The sequence below is a fragment of the Aestuariimicrobium sp. G57 genome, from assembly GCF_050110855.1.
In the GTDB taxonomy this organism is placed as follows: domain Bacteria; phylum Actinomycetota; class Actinomycetes; order Propionibacteriales; family Propionibacteriaceae; genus Aestuariimicrobium.
In genome coordinates this window covers 699,143-714,470 of sequence record NZ_JBNINW010000001.1, presented here as the reverse complement: position 1 = coordinate 714,470, position 15,328 = coordinate 699,143, and the positions used below count along the sequence as shown (strand labels likewise).

Sequence of the window (15,328 nt, the reverse complement as noted above, 5' to 3'; positions counted from 1 at the left end):
CCGCACGGTCCCAGTCGGCACGGTCCCAGTCGGCACGGTCCCAATCAGCACGTTCCGCCCGCCTGGATGCGAGCCGTCCCAAGGTCTACAGGACCGCGACCCGGATCCCGCTGAAGAAGCAGTCGACGCGCATCATCGCCATGCTCGCTGCGATGGGCCTGATCATGGGGCTGCTCGGTGGCCGAGCCTTCCTGCTGCAGGCCTTCGATGCCCGGGCCTATGCCGCCCAGGCTGCGGCTCAGATGAGCGCCTCGCGCGAACTCATCCCGCAGCGGGGCGCCTTCACCGACCGCAACGGTGTGGTGCTGGCGTCGTCCGAACCCGCAGTGCGCATCATCGCCGACCCATTGATGATCGAACGCAACGGCGTCGACACGTCCGTCGACATGGGGCCGAAGCAGCGTGCGAAGGCCAAGGCGGCCCCCGGGGCGATCGCCGACGTGCTGGTCAAGCACCTGGGCGGCAAGCCCGGGGACTACCTGCCGAAGCTCACCGACACCTCGTTGAAGCACTACTCGGTCATCGCTGCCCAGGTGCCCGCCTACACCTACGAGCAGATACGGGCCGACCTCGCCAACGACAACTGGTTCGGCCTCTACAAAGAGGACGACCCGATCCGCTACTACCCGTCAGGTGATGTGGCGGCCAACATCGTCGGGTTCATGGGCAAGGATGACCAGACGCAGCGCGCCGTCGGCGCCGGCGGGCTGGAATACGCGCTCAACAAGCAGCTGACCGGCACCTACGGCAAAGAGGTCTACGACACGTCTGCGAACGGGCGCATCCCGCTCGGCAACAGCACGCTCATCAAGGCCACCAACGGCACGAACTACCAGCTGACCATTGATTCCGAGATGCAGCTCGTGGCCAACCAGGCACTCAGTGCAGGCATCAGCCGCGCCGGTGCCAAGAACGGCATTGCCGTGGTCATGAACGTCAAGACGGGTGAGCTGCTGGCGCTGTCGACCTCGCCGAGCTTCGACTCGAACGCACCACACAAGGCCGATGCCGCCAACCTGGGCAACACCGCCGCCAGTGCCCCGTACGAGCCCGGTTCGGTGCAGAAGGTCCTCACCTTCGCGGCGCTGGCTGACAAGGGACTGGTCACCCCGACCACCAAGGTCGAGGTGCCCGCCTCGCTGGCCTCGGGTGACGGCAAGCTGAAGGATGCGTTCCCGCACGGCACCATCTACCTGACCGGCGCCGGGGTGCTGGCGAACTCGTCCAACATCGGCACCGTGCTGCTGAGCCGCCAGATGGACAAGGCCACACTGACCAACTATTACGCCGGCTTCGGGCTCGGCAAGAAGTCGAACGTCGGGCTGCCGGCCGAGTCGTCGGGCTTCGTGCCCAAGAGCGACATGCCCGACTACTCCTTCGACCAGATCGTGTTCGGCCAGGGCCTGAGCGTCACCGCCATCCAGATGGCGGCCGCCATCGCCGCCGTGGCCAACGATGGTGTCTACAACGCCCCGCGGCTCATCAAGGCCTCGGGCACTGACGGCAACCTGTCGCCGACGCCCACCGCCGAGCCGCGCCGGGTGATCTCGTCCGAGGCGTCACAGATGGTGCTCACGATGATGGAGAGCGTCGTCACCAAGGACGACAAGCGCGCGATCCCGAACTACCGGGTGGCGGGCAAGACCGGGACGGCGCAGCGCGTCGATGCCACGTGTGGTTGCTACCGCGGCTACACCGCCAGCTATGTCGGAGTTGCCCCGGCGGACGACCCGCAGTTGCTGGTCTATGTGATGATTGACCAGCCCACCAAGGGCAGCGACGGTTCGGCGCTTGCGCTGCCGGTGGCCAATCAGATCCTGGGTCTGGCGCTGCCGCGCTATGGCATCGCGCCGTCGACCACCCCCGCGCCGAAGACCCCGCTCGAGTACACACCGTGACACTTTCGCACCCTGATGACCACCCACCGCACACGCTGCATGCCCTCGCCAGGGCGGCGGGTATCGCCGTTGACGACGGGCTGCCGGACCCGGCCATCGCCGGGCTGACATTTGATTCGCGTCGCGTGCGGCCGGGCTGGCTCTACCTGGCGATGCCGGGTGCCCGCACCCATGGGGCCCGGTTCAGCGCCCAGGCCGTCGACCAGGGTGCCGTCGCCGTGCTGACCGATCCCGACGGTGCTGCCCTTGCCGCCGCTGCGGGTGTGCCGGTGCTCATCAGCGACCGTCCCCGGCAGGCGATGGCGGCGGTGTCCCAGGCGTTCCACGGGCACCCGTCGCGCCAGGTGCCGATGTTCGCGGTGACCGGCACCAACGGCAAGACCACCACCACGTTCCTGATCGAGGCGGCACTGGCCGAGCTGGGCCTGGTCGTCGGCACGGTCGGCACGCTCGGGTTCCGGCTCGACGGCCACCAGCTCGACTGGTCGACCTCGACGGTCACGACCCCCGAGGCGCCCGACCTGCAGCACCTGTTCGCCACCATGGTCGAGCGGGGCGCCCAGGCCATTGCGATGGAGGTCTCGTCGCATGCCCTGGCCCTGTCGCGGGTCGCCGGCACGGAGTTCGCGGTGGCTGGCTTCACGATGCTGGGGCGCGACCACCTCGATTTCCACGCCGACATGGACGACTACTTCGCGGCCAAGGCCTCGCTGTTCACCGGTGACGCGCTGACCGGCGCCGGGGCCCGTCATGCGGTGGTCTGCATCGACGACGACTGGGGCCGCAAGCTGGCCGGGCTGGTCACGGATCGGCCGTTGACGACGGTGGGACGCGCCCGCGAGGCCGATGTGCGCATCCTGGGCGCCGAAACCGACCCCGAGCACCCCGGCGTGCAGCGGGTGCGCCTTGACATGGACGGCCAGCGACTGGAGTTCAGCCTGCCCCTGCCCGGTGACTACAACGTCACCAATGCCGCGCTGGCGCTGGCCATGGTGCACGCCGCCGGTCTCGACGCCGTCGTGGCCTCCCGGGGCCTGCGCCATGCCAGTGTGCCCGGGCGTATGCAACGGGTCGACCTGCCGGGCGCTGCCCCGGTCGTGATCGTTGACTTTGCCCACACCCCCCAGGCCGTGGACGAGGCATTGGGGGCCGTGACCACCCCCGGACGCACGCTGGTGGTGCTGGGTGCCGGTGGTGACCGGGATGCCGAGAAACGACCACTCATGGGTCGCGCGGCTGCCCGGGGCGCTGATGTCGTCGTGGTGACCGATGACAACCCGCGCACCGAAAACCCGGCGGTGATCCGTGCGGCCGTGGCCGCAGGCGCCACTGGGCTGGGCCGCGCCGAGGTGGTCGAGGTCGGTGGGCGCCGCGAGGCCATTCGACGTGCGCTGTCGTTGGCCGGTCCTGAAGACGTGGTGATGGTCCTGGGCAAGGGGCATGAGCAGGGCCAGCAGGTCGGCGACACCGTGATTGAATTCGACGATGTCCAGGTGGTTCGCGACGAGTGGGCCACGCTGGTGGGAAATCACGCCATGGTCGCGAATGGGGACGAGGGTCGGCAATGAGGACACGTTCAGCTGAGTGGGTGGCCCGCACCGTGACCGGTCGTCTCGTCGGGGACGTCGCCGCAGCGGTGGGCCCCGACGTCGTCATCGACTCGCGCAGGGTCACGCCCGGTGCCCTGTTCGTGGCCCTCCCCGGCGACCATGTCGACGGCCATGACTATGTCGGTGTCGCCGCCGCGAACGGCGCTGCTGCGGCGCTGGTCACGAGCGAGCAGCACATGCGCGGGCACCCCGGGCTCGCGCAGATCATCGTCGATGACGGCGTCGCGGGACTGAGCCGGCTCGCCGAGGCCGTGGTGGCCGACGCCCATGGCTCGGGCCTGCTGGTGCTGGCCGTGACCGGCTCGTCGGGCAAGACCAGCACCAAGGACATGCTCGCCCAGGTGCTCGAGGATGCCGGCACGACGGTCGCCCCGGTCGGTTCGTTCAACAACGAGATCGGCGTACCGCTGACCGCCTGCCGAGTCGATGACCAGACCCGCTACCTGGTCAGCGAAATGGGGGCACGGGGGATCGGCCACATCGCGTGGCTGTGCTCGCTGGTGCACCCCGACATCTCGCTCGTGCTCAACGTCGGCACCGCACACCTGGGCGAATTCGGTTCGGTCGAGGGCATCGCGGCGGCCAAGGGTGAGCTCGTCGAGGGGCTCGGCCCGGAAGGCTGGGCCGTGCTCAACCTCGACGACACGCATGTCGCCGCCATGCAGCATCGCACCCGAGCACGGCTGGCATGGTTCAGCCTGGATGCGTCGGCCAGCCTGCCCGACGGTGCCGGACTGCTCGTGACGGCCGACGAGATCACCCACGACGACCTCGGTCACCACAGTTTCATGATGGTGGTCAAGGCCCCGGGGGCCGACGACGTCAGGCTGCCGGTCGGTCTGGCCCTGATCGGGGGCCACCAGGTGGCCAATGCCGTCGCCGCAGCGGCCGCCGCGCTCGCCGCAGGGCTCGCGCCCGCCGCGGTGGCGTCGTCCCTCAACAATCTCGAGCACCGGTCACCGTGGCGCATGCAATTGCAGCAGCGCGCTGACGGCGCGGCCATCATCAACGACAGCTACAACGCGAACCCCGATTCGATGGCGGCCGCGCTGGCCGCGCTCTCGGACATCGGTGCCGCGCGTCGACAGCAGCTGCCGGACACCCGGGTGCTGGCCGTACTCGGTGACATGCTCGAACTCGGCGACGATGCTGCGGCACGCCACCATCGCGTCGGTGAGCTGGCCGCCCGGGCCGGGGTCGACGAGCTGTGGGCCGTTGGCGAGTTCGCGCAGCAGCTGGCAGACGGCGCCGCCGCGCATGGCGTGATCACCCACATTGTGACCCTGCACGAGGCGTCCTCGATACCCTTGGGCGCACAGGACGTTGTGCTCGTCAAGGCGTCCCGGGGTCTGGCACTCGACAAGGTTGCTGCAGCCCTGCTCTCGAGCGACCCCAGCCACCAGGAGGCACGCTGATGCTGAACATCCTGCTCGCAGGCGCTCTGGCCCTGGCCGGAACGCTGTTGGGCACCCGCGTGTTGATCGGGGTGCTGGTCAAGCGGGGCTACGGCCAATTCATCCGTGACGACGGGCCGACGTCACACAACACCAAACGAGGCACGCCCACGATGGGCGGCATCGTCGTGGTGATCTCGACCGTGGCGGCCTACCTGGTCGCGCACCTGATCACGTGGAGCCCGCTGAGCCTCTCGGCGATCCTCGTGCTGTGGTTGTTCGCGGGCATGGGCTTCATCGGTTTCCTGGACGACTTCACCAAGATCCGCCACGAGCGTTCGCTCGGCCTGACCCCGGCCGGAAAGCTCATCGGCCAGGCCGTCGTGGCCATCACGTTCGCCGTGGGGGCGCTCCTGTTCCCCGACGAGCGCGGTGTGACCCCGGCGTCGACGGCGATCTCGTTCCTGCGTGACATCAGCTGGCTGCAACTGCCGTTCATCGTGGCCGTGGTCTGGATCATCTTCCTGATCGCCGGATTCTCGAACGCCACGAACCTGACCGACGGCCTCGACGGACTGCTGGCAGGGTCGGCATCGATGGTCTTCGCGGCCTATGCGATCGTCAACATCTGGCAGTACAACCAGTACTGCGGCATCACCGCCACGGCAGGACCCCTCTGCTATGACGTGCGCGACCCCTACGACCTGGCGGTGGTGGCCATGGCGCTCGCCGGGGCATGCTTCGGCTTCCTGTGGTGGAATGCCAAGCCCGCCAAGATCTTCATCGGTGACACCGGCTCGCTGGCGATCGGCGCCGCGCTGGCGGGCCTGGCCATCACCAGCCGCACCGAACTGCTGCTCGTGATCCTGGGTGGCCTGTTCGTGATCGAGACGCTGTCGGTGATGATGCAGGTCAGCTATTTCAAGATCACCAAGGGCAAACGCATCTTCAAGATGGCGCCCCTGCACCACCACTTCGAGTTGAAGGGTTGGGCCGAGGTCACCGTCACGATCCGGTTCTGGATCATCTGCGGACTGTTCGTGGCCGTGGGCCTCGGGCTCTTCTACGGCGAATGGGTGAGTGGTCAATGAGCGTGCGTGACTGGTTGGACGGGGCGGACCGCACCTCGCCGTGGCATGAGGCCCGTGTGGTCGTGGCCGGGCTCGGACGGTCGGGGTTCGCCGCTGCAGATGCCCTGCTCGAACAGCGCGCGCACGTGCGGGTGTTCGACGAGGACGATTCCGAGGCCAACCGCGAGAAGAAGCAGCTGCTCGAACTGCTCGACGCCGAGGTCACGATCGGCCCCGGCGCCACCGCGACACTGCCCGAAGACGTCGACCTGGTCGTCACCTCGCCCGGTTGGCGCCCGGTCGCACCACTGCTCGCCCAGGCGGCGGCCCGTGGCATCCCGGTCTGGGGAGAAACCGAGCTGGCCTGGCGATTCATGCACCCCGACAAGGTGGTGCCCTGGCTGGGGGCGACGGGCACCAACGGCAAGACCACCACCACCCAGATGCTCGAGTCGATGCTGCTGGCGGCCGGGCTCAAGGTCGCCTGCGTGGGCAACATCGGTCGTCCGGTGCTCGAGGCCATCAACGACGAGGTCGACTACGACGTGTTCGCCGTCGAACTGTCGAGCTTCCAACTGCACTGGTCGCCCTCACTCGAACTGCACTCGGCGGCCGTGCTCAACCTGCACGACGACCACCTCGAGTGGTATGCCCACGAAGCCGACCCGTTCGCGGCCTACGCCGCTGACAAGGCCCGGATCTACCACCAGGTGCGCCACGCCTGCGTGTACAACGTCGCCGACGAGGCCACCGAGAAGATGGTCGAAGAGGCCGACGTCGTCGACGGCGCCCGTGCGATCGGGTTCACGCTCGGTATCCCCGGCCCGTCAATGGTGGGGGTGGTCGACGACCTGATCGTCGACCGGGCCTTCATCACCCAACGGCAGAGCTCGGCCCTCGAACTGGCCAAGGTGGCCGACGTCGTGCCCAACGCCCCCCACAACGTCGAGAATGCCCTGGCCGCGGCAGCCCTCGCGCGCAGTTTCGGTGTGCCCGCGGCCGCGGTCGCCGAGGGCCTGCAGCGACTGCACCTGGGCGGGCACCGCATCGAGACCGTGGCCACCCACGACGGCATCACCTGGGTGGACGATTCCAAGGCCACGAACCCCCATGCCGCGAACTCGTCGCTGCGCGCCTTCGAGAAGGTGGTCTGGATCGCCGGCGGGCAGGCCAAGGGCGTGAGCTTCGACGACCTGGTCATCGCCCACGCCGAGCGGCTGCGGGGCGCCGTGCTGCTCGGCGTCGATCGCCAGGTGGTGGCCGATGCACTTGCCCGACACGCGCCGCACGTCCCGGTGATCCTCATCGATTCCGGCGACACTGGAGCCATGGTGCAGGCCGTCGCGGAGGCCGCCAACCTCGCGCAGCCCGGTGACACGGTGCTGCTGGCGCCGGGATGTGCCAGCAGGGACATGTGGACCGGGTATGACGCCCGCGGCGACGACTTCGCCGCAGCTGTGCGGGCCGGCATTCCGGGCACCAACTGAGAGAACGGACGAAGGGGGACCGCACCCGATGACCATCCAGGCGCGCACGAGGACCCCCGCCACCACCAGCCGTTCGAAGTCAGCCCGCCGGGCCCGCGCCGGCCGCGCACCCGCCTGGGTGCAGCAGGTGCTGCACCACCCCAACTCCGACCTGTGGATGGTGGTGACCTCGGTCGCCATCCTCGTGGGCATCGGTCTGTTGATGAGCCTGTCGTCCTCGTCGGTCTATGCGCAGGCCAATGGTGACGGTGCCTACTACTACGCGATCCGCCAGCTGATCTTCCTGGCCCTGGGCGTGCCCGCGGCGATCGTGCTGGCCAGGCTCAACGAACGTGTGCTGAAGCCGTTGAGCTGGGCCGGCATGATGCTCGCCGTCGTGTTGCTCGTGCTGGTCTTCACCCCGCTGGGCCTTGACATCAAGGGCAACCGTGCCTGGCTCGAACTGGGGCCGATCAGCCTGCAGCCGTCCGAGTTCGCCAAGGTCGCCGTGATCCTCTGGGTGGCGTCGGTGTTCTCGATGAAGCAGAAGGTGCTTGACCAGCCCAAGCACCTGCTGGTGCCGATGCTGCCCGGGGCCGGACTGGTGACGCTGCTGGTGTTGCTGCAGGGTGACCTGGGCACCGGCATGATCATGGTGGCCATCGTGTTCCTGTTGTTGTGGGTCGTGGGGACACCCTGGGTGGTGCTGGGCGGTCTGGTCACCGCTGCCATTGCCGTGGTGGGACTGCTGGTCGTCTCGAGTGAGAACCGCATGCACCGCATCATGCTGTTCCTCAACCCGCCGCCCGCCGATGACCTGTCGGTCTCGCAGCAGCCGCTGTCGGCCATCTACGCACTGGCCTCCGGTGGGTGGTTCGGGCAGGGGCTCGGGGCGTCCAAACAGAAGTGGGGCGGTCTGTATGACGGCGCCCAGAATGACTTCGTCTTCGCGGTGATCGGCGAAGAGATGGGCCTGCTCGGCACCCTGCTGGTGATCGCCCTGTTCACCTTGCTCGGGTTCGCCGGGTTCCGCATTGCCCTGCGGTCCTCATCGCTGTTCTACCGCGTGCTGGCCGGGGGAGTGACCAGTTGGCTGCTGTTCCAGGCCATCGTGAACATCAGCGTGGCCATGAAGCTGCTGCCGGTCGTCGGCGTGCCGCTGCCGTTCATCTCGGTGGGTGGCTCGGCGTTGCTGGCGAACCTGTTGGCCGCGGGGCTGCTGATGTGCTGTGCCCGGCACGAGCCCGGTGCCGTCCGCGCCCGCAGCAAGGACCAGGCGCCGGGGCCGAAGGTGACGACCGTGGTGCAGCGCGGCCGCGCCTCCTCCCGTAATTGACCCCGTCCGGGTAGGTTTGGGTCTGCGTGTGGCCGCAGGCTGGCGCTACTCGCGGACCACGGGAGGATGAACATGTCGCAGGCGCTGCGCGTCGTACTCGCCGGGGGCGGCACGGCAGGGCACACGTCGCCCCTGATCGCCACTGCGCAGGCGCTCCAGCGGCTGACTGATGTCGAACTCAGTTGCATCGGCACCCCCAAGGGCCTCGAGACCACGGTCATCCCACAGGCGGGCCTCGCGCTCGACCTCGTCGACCCGGTGCCGATGCCGCGCAAGCCCGGGCTCGACCAGGCCTTGGTGCCCGTGCGGTTGAACCGGGCCGTCAACCAGGCCCGCAAGATCCTTCACGACCGGGGCGCCGAGGTGGTCGTCGGGTTTGGCGGGTACGTCTCGCTGCCGGCCTATCTCGCCGCCCGCAGGCTGCGCATCCCCGTCGTCATCCACGAGCAGAACGCCATTCCCGGGCTCGCCAACAAGGTGGCCGCGCGTTTCGCGGCCGTCGTGGCGACGACCTTTCCGGACACGCCGCTGCCGAAGGCCAGGTTCATCGGCCTGCCGGTGCGCACCGAGATCCAGGCCCTCGCCCGCGAGGGACGACCCACGCGTGACGAGGCCCGCGCCATGCTGGGACTGGACGCAGACCGGCCCACGCTGCTGGTCAGCGGCGGCTCGCAGGGTGCCCGCAGCATCAACACCGCGCTGGTCACCGCCCGGGACGGGTTGCTGGCCGATGGTGTGCAGGTGCTGCACGTCTGGGGCCGCAAGAATTTCACCGACCAGCATGTCGAGGTGCGGGACGAGGCCACGGGGGCCCGGTACGTGCCCGTGGCCTATGTCGACCAGATGCACGTCGCCTATGCCGCGGCAGACCTGATGGTCGGTCGCTCCGGCGCTGGCACCGTGGTCGAGACGGCGGTCGTGGGCCTGCCCGGTGTGTTCGTCCCCCTGCCGCACGGCAACGGTGAGCAGGCACGCAACGCCACTGCCCTGGTCGCCGCAGGTGGTGCGGTGCTGGTGCCTGATGCCGAACTCGACCGGCAGCGGTTGCTCGACGTCGTCGCACCGCTGGTGACCAATCCTGACGAACTGGCACGCATGGCCCGTGCCGGGCGCTCGCTGATGAGCGCGACGGCCGCCGACGACCTGGCGGGCCTGGTGATCGCGGCCGCGCAGCCGCTCGGCGCGAAGGCACACGCAACGAAGGGACGGGGATTCTGATGGGATTGCGCGCACCTGTGCAGGTGCCACCGGCCGACCAATTGGGCAAGGTGCACTTCATCGCCATCGGTGGTGCTGGGATGAGCGGCATCGCCCGGCTGTTCCACGAGCTCGGGGTGACCGTCACCGGGTCGGACCAGATCGACTCGGTCACCTTGCAGCAACTGACCCGTGCGGGCATCCCCACGTTCGTGGGGCATGCCGCCGAACAGGTGGGTGATGCCGACACGGTGGTCGTCTCGTCGGCGATCCGCGAGACCAACCCCGAACTCATCGAGGCGCGTCGTCGTGGGCTGCGCGTGCTGCACCGTTCGGCGGCCCTGGCGGCGTTGATGCACGGGCGGGTCGGTATCTCGATCGCCGGCACCCACGGCAAGACCACCACCACCGGCATGACCGCGGTCATGCTCACTGCTGCCGGTGCCGACCCCAGCTATGTGATCGGCTCGCCGCTGGCCGCCAGCGGCACCAGCGCACATCTGGGCAAGGGCGAGGCGTTCGTCGTCGAGGCCGACGAATCGGACGGCAGCTTTCTGCAGTACCCCACCCGCATCGCCGTGGTCACCAATGTCGAGGCCGACCACCTGGACAACTGGGCCACCCCGCAGGCCTACCTGCGCGGCTTCGAGCAGTTCGCCTCGCAGCAGGGGGTCGAGGCGCTGGTGGCCGGCGTTGACGACCCGGGTGCCCTCGAGTTGGCCCACCGCATGCGCGGCCGCGGTTTGCAGGTGATCACCTATGGCACCACCGAGGCCGCCGACGTCGTGCTCAGCGACCTCGACTTCGAGGGCACGCACGCCGCGGCATCGCTCAGCTTCGAGGGGCAGTCCGTGCGGCTGCAGTTGCAGGTGCCGGGCAAGTACAACCTCGAGAACGCCGCGGCCGCCTATGCCGTTGGACGCATCCTCGGCCTCGACCACGAGGCGCTGCTGCGGGGTGCCCGCAGCTTCACGGGCACGCTGCGCCGCTTCCAACTGGTCGACACCGTCAACGGCATCGCGATCTATGACGACTATGCCCACCACCCGACCGAGCTGCGGGCGGCGCTCACGGCCGCGCGTCGGGCAGTGCCCGACGGTGGACGACTCATCGCCTGCTTCCAACCGCACCTGTTCAGCCGCACGCAGGAGTTCCGCGACGAGTTCGGCGATGCGCTGGCGCTGGCCGACCTGGGCTTCGTCACCGACATCTATGCTGCGCGCGAAGACCCCGTCAAGGGGGTCACCGGGCAATTGGTCGTCGACGCCGCCCTGGCCCACGGTGCCACGGTCACCTATGTGCCCGACAAGCTTGACCTGCCCGCCCGGATCGCCGACGTGGCCCGCCCCGGCGACCTGGTGATGACGCTCGGGGCCGGTGACGTGACGCTGGTCGGCCCGCTGCTGGTAGCCCAGCTGAGGCAGGCCACGCGGTGAGCCCCGCCGGGCGCCAGGGGCGTCTGCCTGCAGGCATCGCCGATGCCGGCATCGCCCGTCAGCGCAAACGCCAGCAGGCACGTCGACGCGTCCTGGTGCGTGGCGCGATCGCGGCCGGCATCGCGGTGCTGCTCGCCGTGGCGGTGTGGCTGGTCGGGTTCTCGCCGGTGCTGTCGGCCACGTCGGTCGAGGTCGAGGGCACGGACGTGACCACCGTCGCGGGGGTGCGCGGCCAGGCCCGGGTACCGATGCGCACCCCGCTCATCCGGGTCAACACCGACGACATCGCCACGCGGGTTGCGGCCATGCCGGCCGTCGAGAGCGTGCGGGTCGAGCGGCGCTGGCCGAACACCATCGCCATCCTCGTCACCGAGCGCACCCCCGTGCTGCAACGCCGCGTGGGCGGCACCTTCTACTGGTCGGACGCGAAGGGTGTCGTCTTCCACCAAGCCACGAAGGCGCGAGCGGGTCTGGTCGTGGTCGAGGCCCCGGACGACCGACGGTTGCTCACCGACCTGGCCACCGTCCAGGCCTCGTTGACCCCAGCGCTGCGCAGCCGTGTGCAGAAGATCACCGCCACCAGCCCCGACAACATCACCCTGGTGCTCGACAAGGGCCAGACCGTGATCTGGGGCTCGTCCGCGCAGTCGACGACCAAGGCCCAGGTGGCCACCGCGATGCTCGGCGTCAAGGCCACCGTCTACGATGTGAGTTCACCTGCCAATCCCACGTCCAGGTGAACCTTGGCCACACCCTCGACCTGTGGTTGAGACCCTGAGGGTTCGGCGTGGCGCTAATGGACATGCCAAAAGGCCACTCCATAGGCTTGCACGGAACCCGGGCACCGTGGGTGCAGCAGCAATCGATGGAGTGAGGCGGGAACGAATGGCCAGTGCATCCCAGAACTACCTGGCGGTGATCAAGGTTGTCGGTGTCGGCGGAGGCGGTGTCAACGCAGTCAACCGCATGATCGAGGCTGGCCTGAAGGGCGTCGAGTTCATCGCGATCAACACCGACGCACAGGCGCTGCTGATGAGCGACGCGGACGTCAAGCTCGACGTCGGTCGCGACCTGACCCGTGGCCTTGGCGCCGGTGCCGACCCCGACAAGGGACGGCAGGCGGCCGACGACCACTCCGACGAGATCGAGGCGGCACTCAAGGGCGCCGACATGGTCTTCGTGACGGCGGGCGAGGGTGGTGGCACCGGCACCGGTGGCGCGCCCGTGGTGGCCAAGATCGCGCGCTCGCTCGGCGCACTGACCATTGGTGTTGTGACCCGCCCGTTCAGTTTCGAGGGCAAGCGCCGCTCGAACCAGGCCGAAGAGGGCATCGCGCGGCTGCGCGAAGAGGTCGACACCCTCATCGTCATCCCGAATGACAAGCTGCTCGCGATGACCGACCACCAGGTCGCCATCCTTGATGCTTTCAAGCAGGCCGACACCGTGCTGCTGCAGGGCGTCTCGGGCATCACCGACCTGATCACCACCCCCGGCCTGATCAACCTCGACTTCGCCGACGTGAAGTCGATCATGAAGGATGCCGGTTCGGCGCTGATGGGCATCGGCTCGGCCCGCGGCGAGGACCGCGCCCGCGCCGCAGCCGAGATGGCGATCAGTTCGCCGCTGCTCGAAGCCAGCATCGACGGCGCCCACGGCGTGCTGCTCTCGATCGCAGGTGGTTCGGACCTTGGCCTGTTCGAGGTCTCGGCCGCAGCCCAGCTGATCGAGGAATCAGCCCACGACGAGGCCAACATCATCTTCGGCACCGTCATTGACGATTCGCTGGGCGACGAGGTGCGGGTCACGGTCATCGCCGCCGGCTTCGATGGCGGCCAGCCCCCGCTGCGCACCAACGCCGGCCTGCAAACGCGCATGCCGCAACAGTCCCGCCAGCCCGGTGTGCAGCAGCAAGCCGCGGCGCCGCAGGGTGGCTCGGCGGCCGAGGTGGCCCAGCGTGGACCTCAGCAGCAGGGTGCATTCGGCCAGCAGGGTGCATTCGGCCAGCAGGGGCGCAGCGAGGACACTGTCCAGCGCGACAGCGGCTTCCAGCGTGAGAACGTCCAGCGGCCGCGTCCGCAGCAGCAGCCGCAGCGCGACGAGGACGACGACCTGGACGTGCCGCCGTTCGTGATGTGACGCGTGTTCCGGTTCCTGCTTGAACCCAGCGCCAACCAGGGTGTGGGTGTGGCGTTCACCGACCGCCACGGGGGAGTGTCGCCGGCTGATGTCGGCACCCTGAACCTTGGCCGCACCGACGCCACCGACGTCAGCGATGTCGAGACCAATTTCGAGCGTGTGCGCCGCGCTGTCGGCGTGCGTTCGGTGGTCGCCACCAGCCAGGTGCACGGCCCGGACGTGCTGCATGTCGATGCCGACCTGATGGAAGGCTGGGGCCCGCGGTCGCACCTGGGCGCCCCTGCAGGGGAGGCGTCGCTGCCGGTGGCCGATGCCATGGTCACCACCCTGCCCGACGTTGCGCTGTGCATCCGGGTCGCGGACTGCGTGCCCGTGATGCTGGCCGACTTCACCGCCGGGGTGGTCGGCGCCGCGCATGCGGGCCGTGTCGGGTTTCTGCAGGGCGTACTCGTCAACACCGTCGAGGCCATGCGCGGCCTTGGTGCCCGTGAGATCGTGGCCTGGATCGGGCCGCATGTGTGCGGGGACTGCTACGAGGTGCCGCAGCAGATGGCCGACGACGTGGCGGCGCAGCACCCCGAGATCCTCTCGACGACAAGCTGGGGCACCCCCTCGCTCGACCTGGGCATCGGTGCCGAACTGCAATTGGTCGAGCTGGGGGTCGAACCCCTGCGGCTCGACCCGTGCACCATCACCTCGCCCGACCTGCATTCACACCGCCGCGATGGCGGGGCTGCCGGCCGCATGGCGGGGCTGGTGTGGCTGCCTCGTCCTGCCTAGTGCGTGTCACTCAGGGCTTTGGTCGGGGTCACGGACTAGCGTGGTGGCGACACCGTTGGAAGGGGAGCAATGTCGGCAATCAGGAAGGCTGCGGCATGGTTCGGGCTCGTGGCCGACGACCGCTACGCCAGCGATCCCGTCGATGACGAGTACACCGAACAGGTCTACGACGAGGACGAACCCTCCACCGTCACCCCCATCCACCGTTCCCGCAAACAGGGTCACGAGCACGAGGCGCCGACGCCCGCCGTGCGCACCCGTCCGCGTGCTGTGGAACATCGTGCTGGTGAACATCGACCCGTGGAACACATCGAAGAGGAGCCGGTCGAGGTGGACGAACCCGCCGCCCACGCCCCCGTGGCGCAGACCCCCATCACCGCCGACCTGAGCCGCATCATCACGGTGCACCCGCGCACCTACAACGAGGCGCGGATCATCGGGGAGCACTTCCGTGACGGTGTGCCTGTCATCATGAACCTCACCGAGATGGACGACGCCGACGCCAAGCGTCTCGTCGACTTCGGCGCGGGACTGATCTTTGGACTTCGTGGCAGCATTGAGCGTGTGACGAGCCGGGTCTTCCTGCTCTCGCCGCCCAACGTGAAAGTCACGGCAGAGGACAAACAGCGCATTGCCTCGGGCGGGTTCTTCAACCAGAGCTGAGCCGGCGGCCCGGCTCGCGGCACGAGTCGAGGAGTGCAAGTGGGAACAGTGGGTTGGGTGCTCGGCATCGCCCTCGAGGTGTACATGTTCCTCTTCTTCGTGCGCATGGTGATGTCCTTCGTCCCGCTGCTGAGCCCGGGGTTCACGCCGCGCGGTCTGGCGCTGGTGGCGTTCGAGGCCGTCTACACCGTCACTGACCCGCTCATCCGCTTCTATGACCGCTGGCTGCCGGCGCTGCGCTTCGGACAGGTGAGCATTTCGCTCGGGTTCATCTGTGCCTGGATCACCCTGCTGGTCACCCAGCGCCTGGTGTTGGCGTACTTCTGATTGCGGCGTGCTGAA

Annotated in this window: 13 protein-coding genes; all 13 read left to right on the top strand. The window is 68.6% G+C overall.

Features of this window, described 5'->3' with window-relative positions; translation table 11 throughout:
* Nucleotides 1–110: 110 nt before the first annotated feature.
* The 13 genes from ACQCX5_RS03275 to ACQCX5_RS03215 all read left to right on the top strand — a co-directional run bounded on the left by ACQCX5_RS03275 (nt 111) and on the right by ACQCX5_RS03215 (nt 15,313).
* On the top strand, nt 111–1,898 hold the full coding sequence (locus ACQCX5_RS03275; RefSeq protein ID WP_434540724.1) for a peptidoglycan D,D-transpeptidase FtsI family protein: 1,788 nt from the start codon (nt 111–113) through the stop codon (nt 1,896–1,898).
* On the top strand, nt 1,895–3,466 hold the full coding sequence (locus ACQCX5_RS03270; protein WP_434540540.1) for a UDP-N-acetylmuramoyl-L-alanyl-D-glutamate--2,6-diaminopimelate ligase: 1,572 nt from the start codon (nt 1,895–1,897) through the stop codon (nt 3,464–3,466). The genes ACQCX5_RS03275 and ACQCX5_RS03270 overlap by 4 nt, the downstream gene beginning before the upstream one ends.
* Nucleotides 3,463–4,923, top strand: coding sequence for a UDP-N-acetylmuramoyl-tripeptide--D-alanyl-D-alanine ligase (locus ACQCX5_RS03265; RefSeq protein WP_434540539.1), 1,461 nt, complete (start codon nt 3,463–3,465; stop codon nt 4,921–4,923). Before ACQCX5_RS03270 ends, ACQCX5_RS03265 begins: the two co-directional genes overlap by 4 nt.
* Nucleotides 4,923–5,993, top strand: a complete 1,071-nt coding sequence (mraY, locus tag ACQCX5_RS03260; protein ID WP_434540538.1) for a phospho-N-acetylmuramoyl-pentapeptide-transferase — start codon at nt 4,923–4,925, stop codon at nt 5,991–5,993. The genes ACQCX5_RS03265 and mraY overlap by 1 nt, the downstream gene beginning before the upstream one ends.
* Nucleotides 5,975–7,459 (top strand): UDP-N-acetylmuramoyl-L-alanine--D-glutamate ligase, encoded by a 1,485-nt coding sequence (gene murD, locus ACQCX5_RS03255; RefSeq protein ID WP_434540537.1) that lies wholly within the window; start codon nt 5,975–5,977, stop codon nt 7,457–7,459. The genes mraY and murD overlap by 19 nt, the downstream gene beginning before the upstream one ends.
* A 127-nt stretch (nt 7,460–7,586) precedes the next feature.
* Nucleotides 7,587–8,774, top strand: coding sequence for a putative lipid II flippase FtsW (ftsW, locus tag ACQCX5_RS03250; RefSeq protein WP_434540723.1), 1,188 nt, complete (start codon nt 7,587–7,589; stop codon nt 8,772–8,774).
* 72 nt (nt 8,775–8,846) lie between these two features.
* A complete protein-coding gene (gene murG / locus ACQCX5_RS03245; protein WP_434540722.1) occupies nt 8,847–9,992 on the top strand; it encodes an undecaprenyldiphospho-muramoylpentapeptide beta-N-acetylglucosaminyltransferase in 1,146 nt (381 codons plus the stop codon).
* Nucleotides 9,992–11,407 carry a UDP-N-acetylmuramate--L-alanine ligase gene (murC, locus tag ACQCX5_RS03240; protein WP_434540536.1) on the top strand — a complete coding sequence of 472 codons (1,416 nt, stop codon included), beginning with the start codon at nt 9,992–9,994 and terminating at the stop codon, nt 11,405–11,407. Before murG ends, murC begins: the two co-directional genes overlap by 1 nt.
* Nucleotides 11,404–12,147 carry a cell division protein FtsQ/DivIB gene (locus ACQCX5_RS03235; protein WP_434540535.1) on the top strand — a complete coding sequence of 248 codons (744 nt, stop codon included), beginning with the start codon at nt 11,404–11,406 and terminating at the stop codon, nt 12,145–12,147. The genes murC and ACQCX5_RS03235 overlap by 4 nt, the downstream gene beginning before the upstream one ends.
* A 145-nt stretch (nt 12,148–12,292) precedes the next feature.
* Entirely contained in the window at nt 12,293–13,543 is a 1,251-nt protein-coding gene (ftsZ, locus tag ACQCX5_RS03230) for a cell division protein FtsZ (RefSeq protein ID WP_434540534.1), read from the top strand.
* Nucleotides 13,544–13,546: 3 nt separating this feature from the next.
* Nucleotides 13,547–14,323: a polyphenol oxidase family protein gene (locus ACQCX5_RS03225; protein ID WP_434540533.1), complete on the top strand. Its 777-nt coding sequence runs from the start codon at nt 13,547–13,549 to the stop codon at nt 14,321–14,323.
* 69 nt (nt 14,324–14,392) lie between these two features.
* On the top strand, nt 14,393–14,986 hold the full coding sequence (locus ACQCX5_RS03220) for a cell division protein SepF (protein WP_434540532.1): 594 nt from the start codon (nt 14,393–14,395) through the stop codon (nt 14,984–14,986).
* A gap of 39 nt (nt 14,987–15,025) precedes the next feature.
* Nucleotides 15,026–15,313 (top strand): YggT family protein, encoded by a 288-nt coding sequence (locus tag ACQCX5_RS03215; RefSeq protein WP_434540530.1) that lies wholly within the window; start codon nt 15,026–15,028, stop codon nt 15,311–15,313.
* Nucleotides 15,314–15,328: the final 15 nt, after the last annotated feature.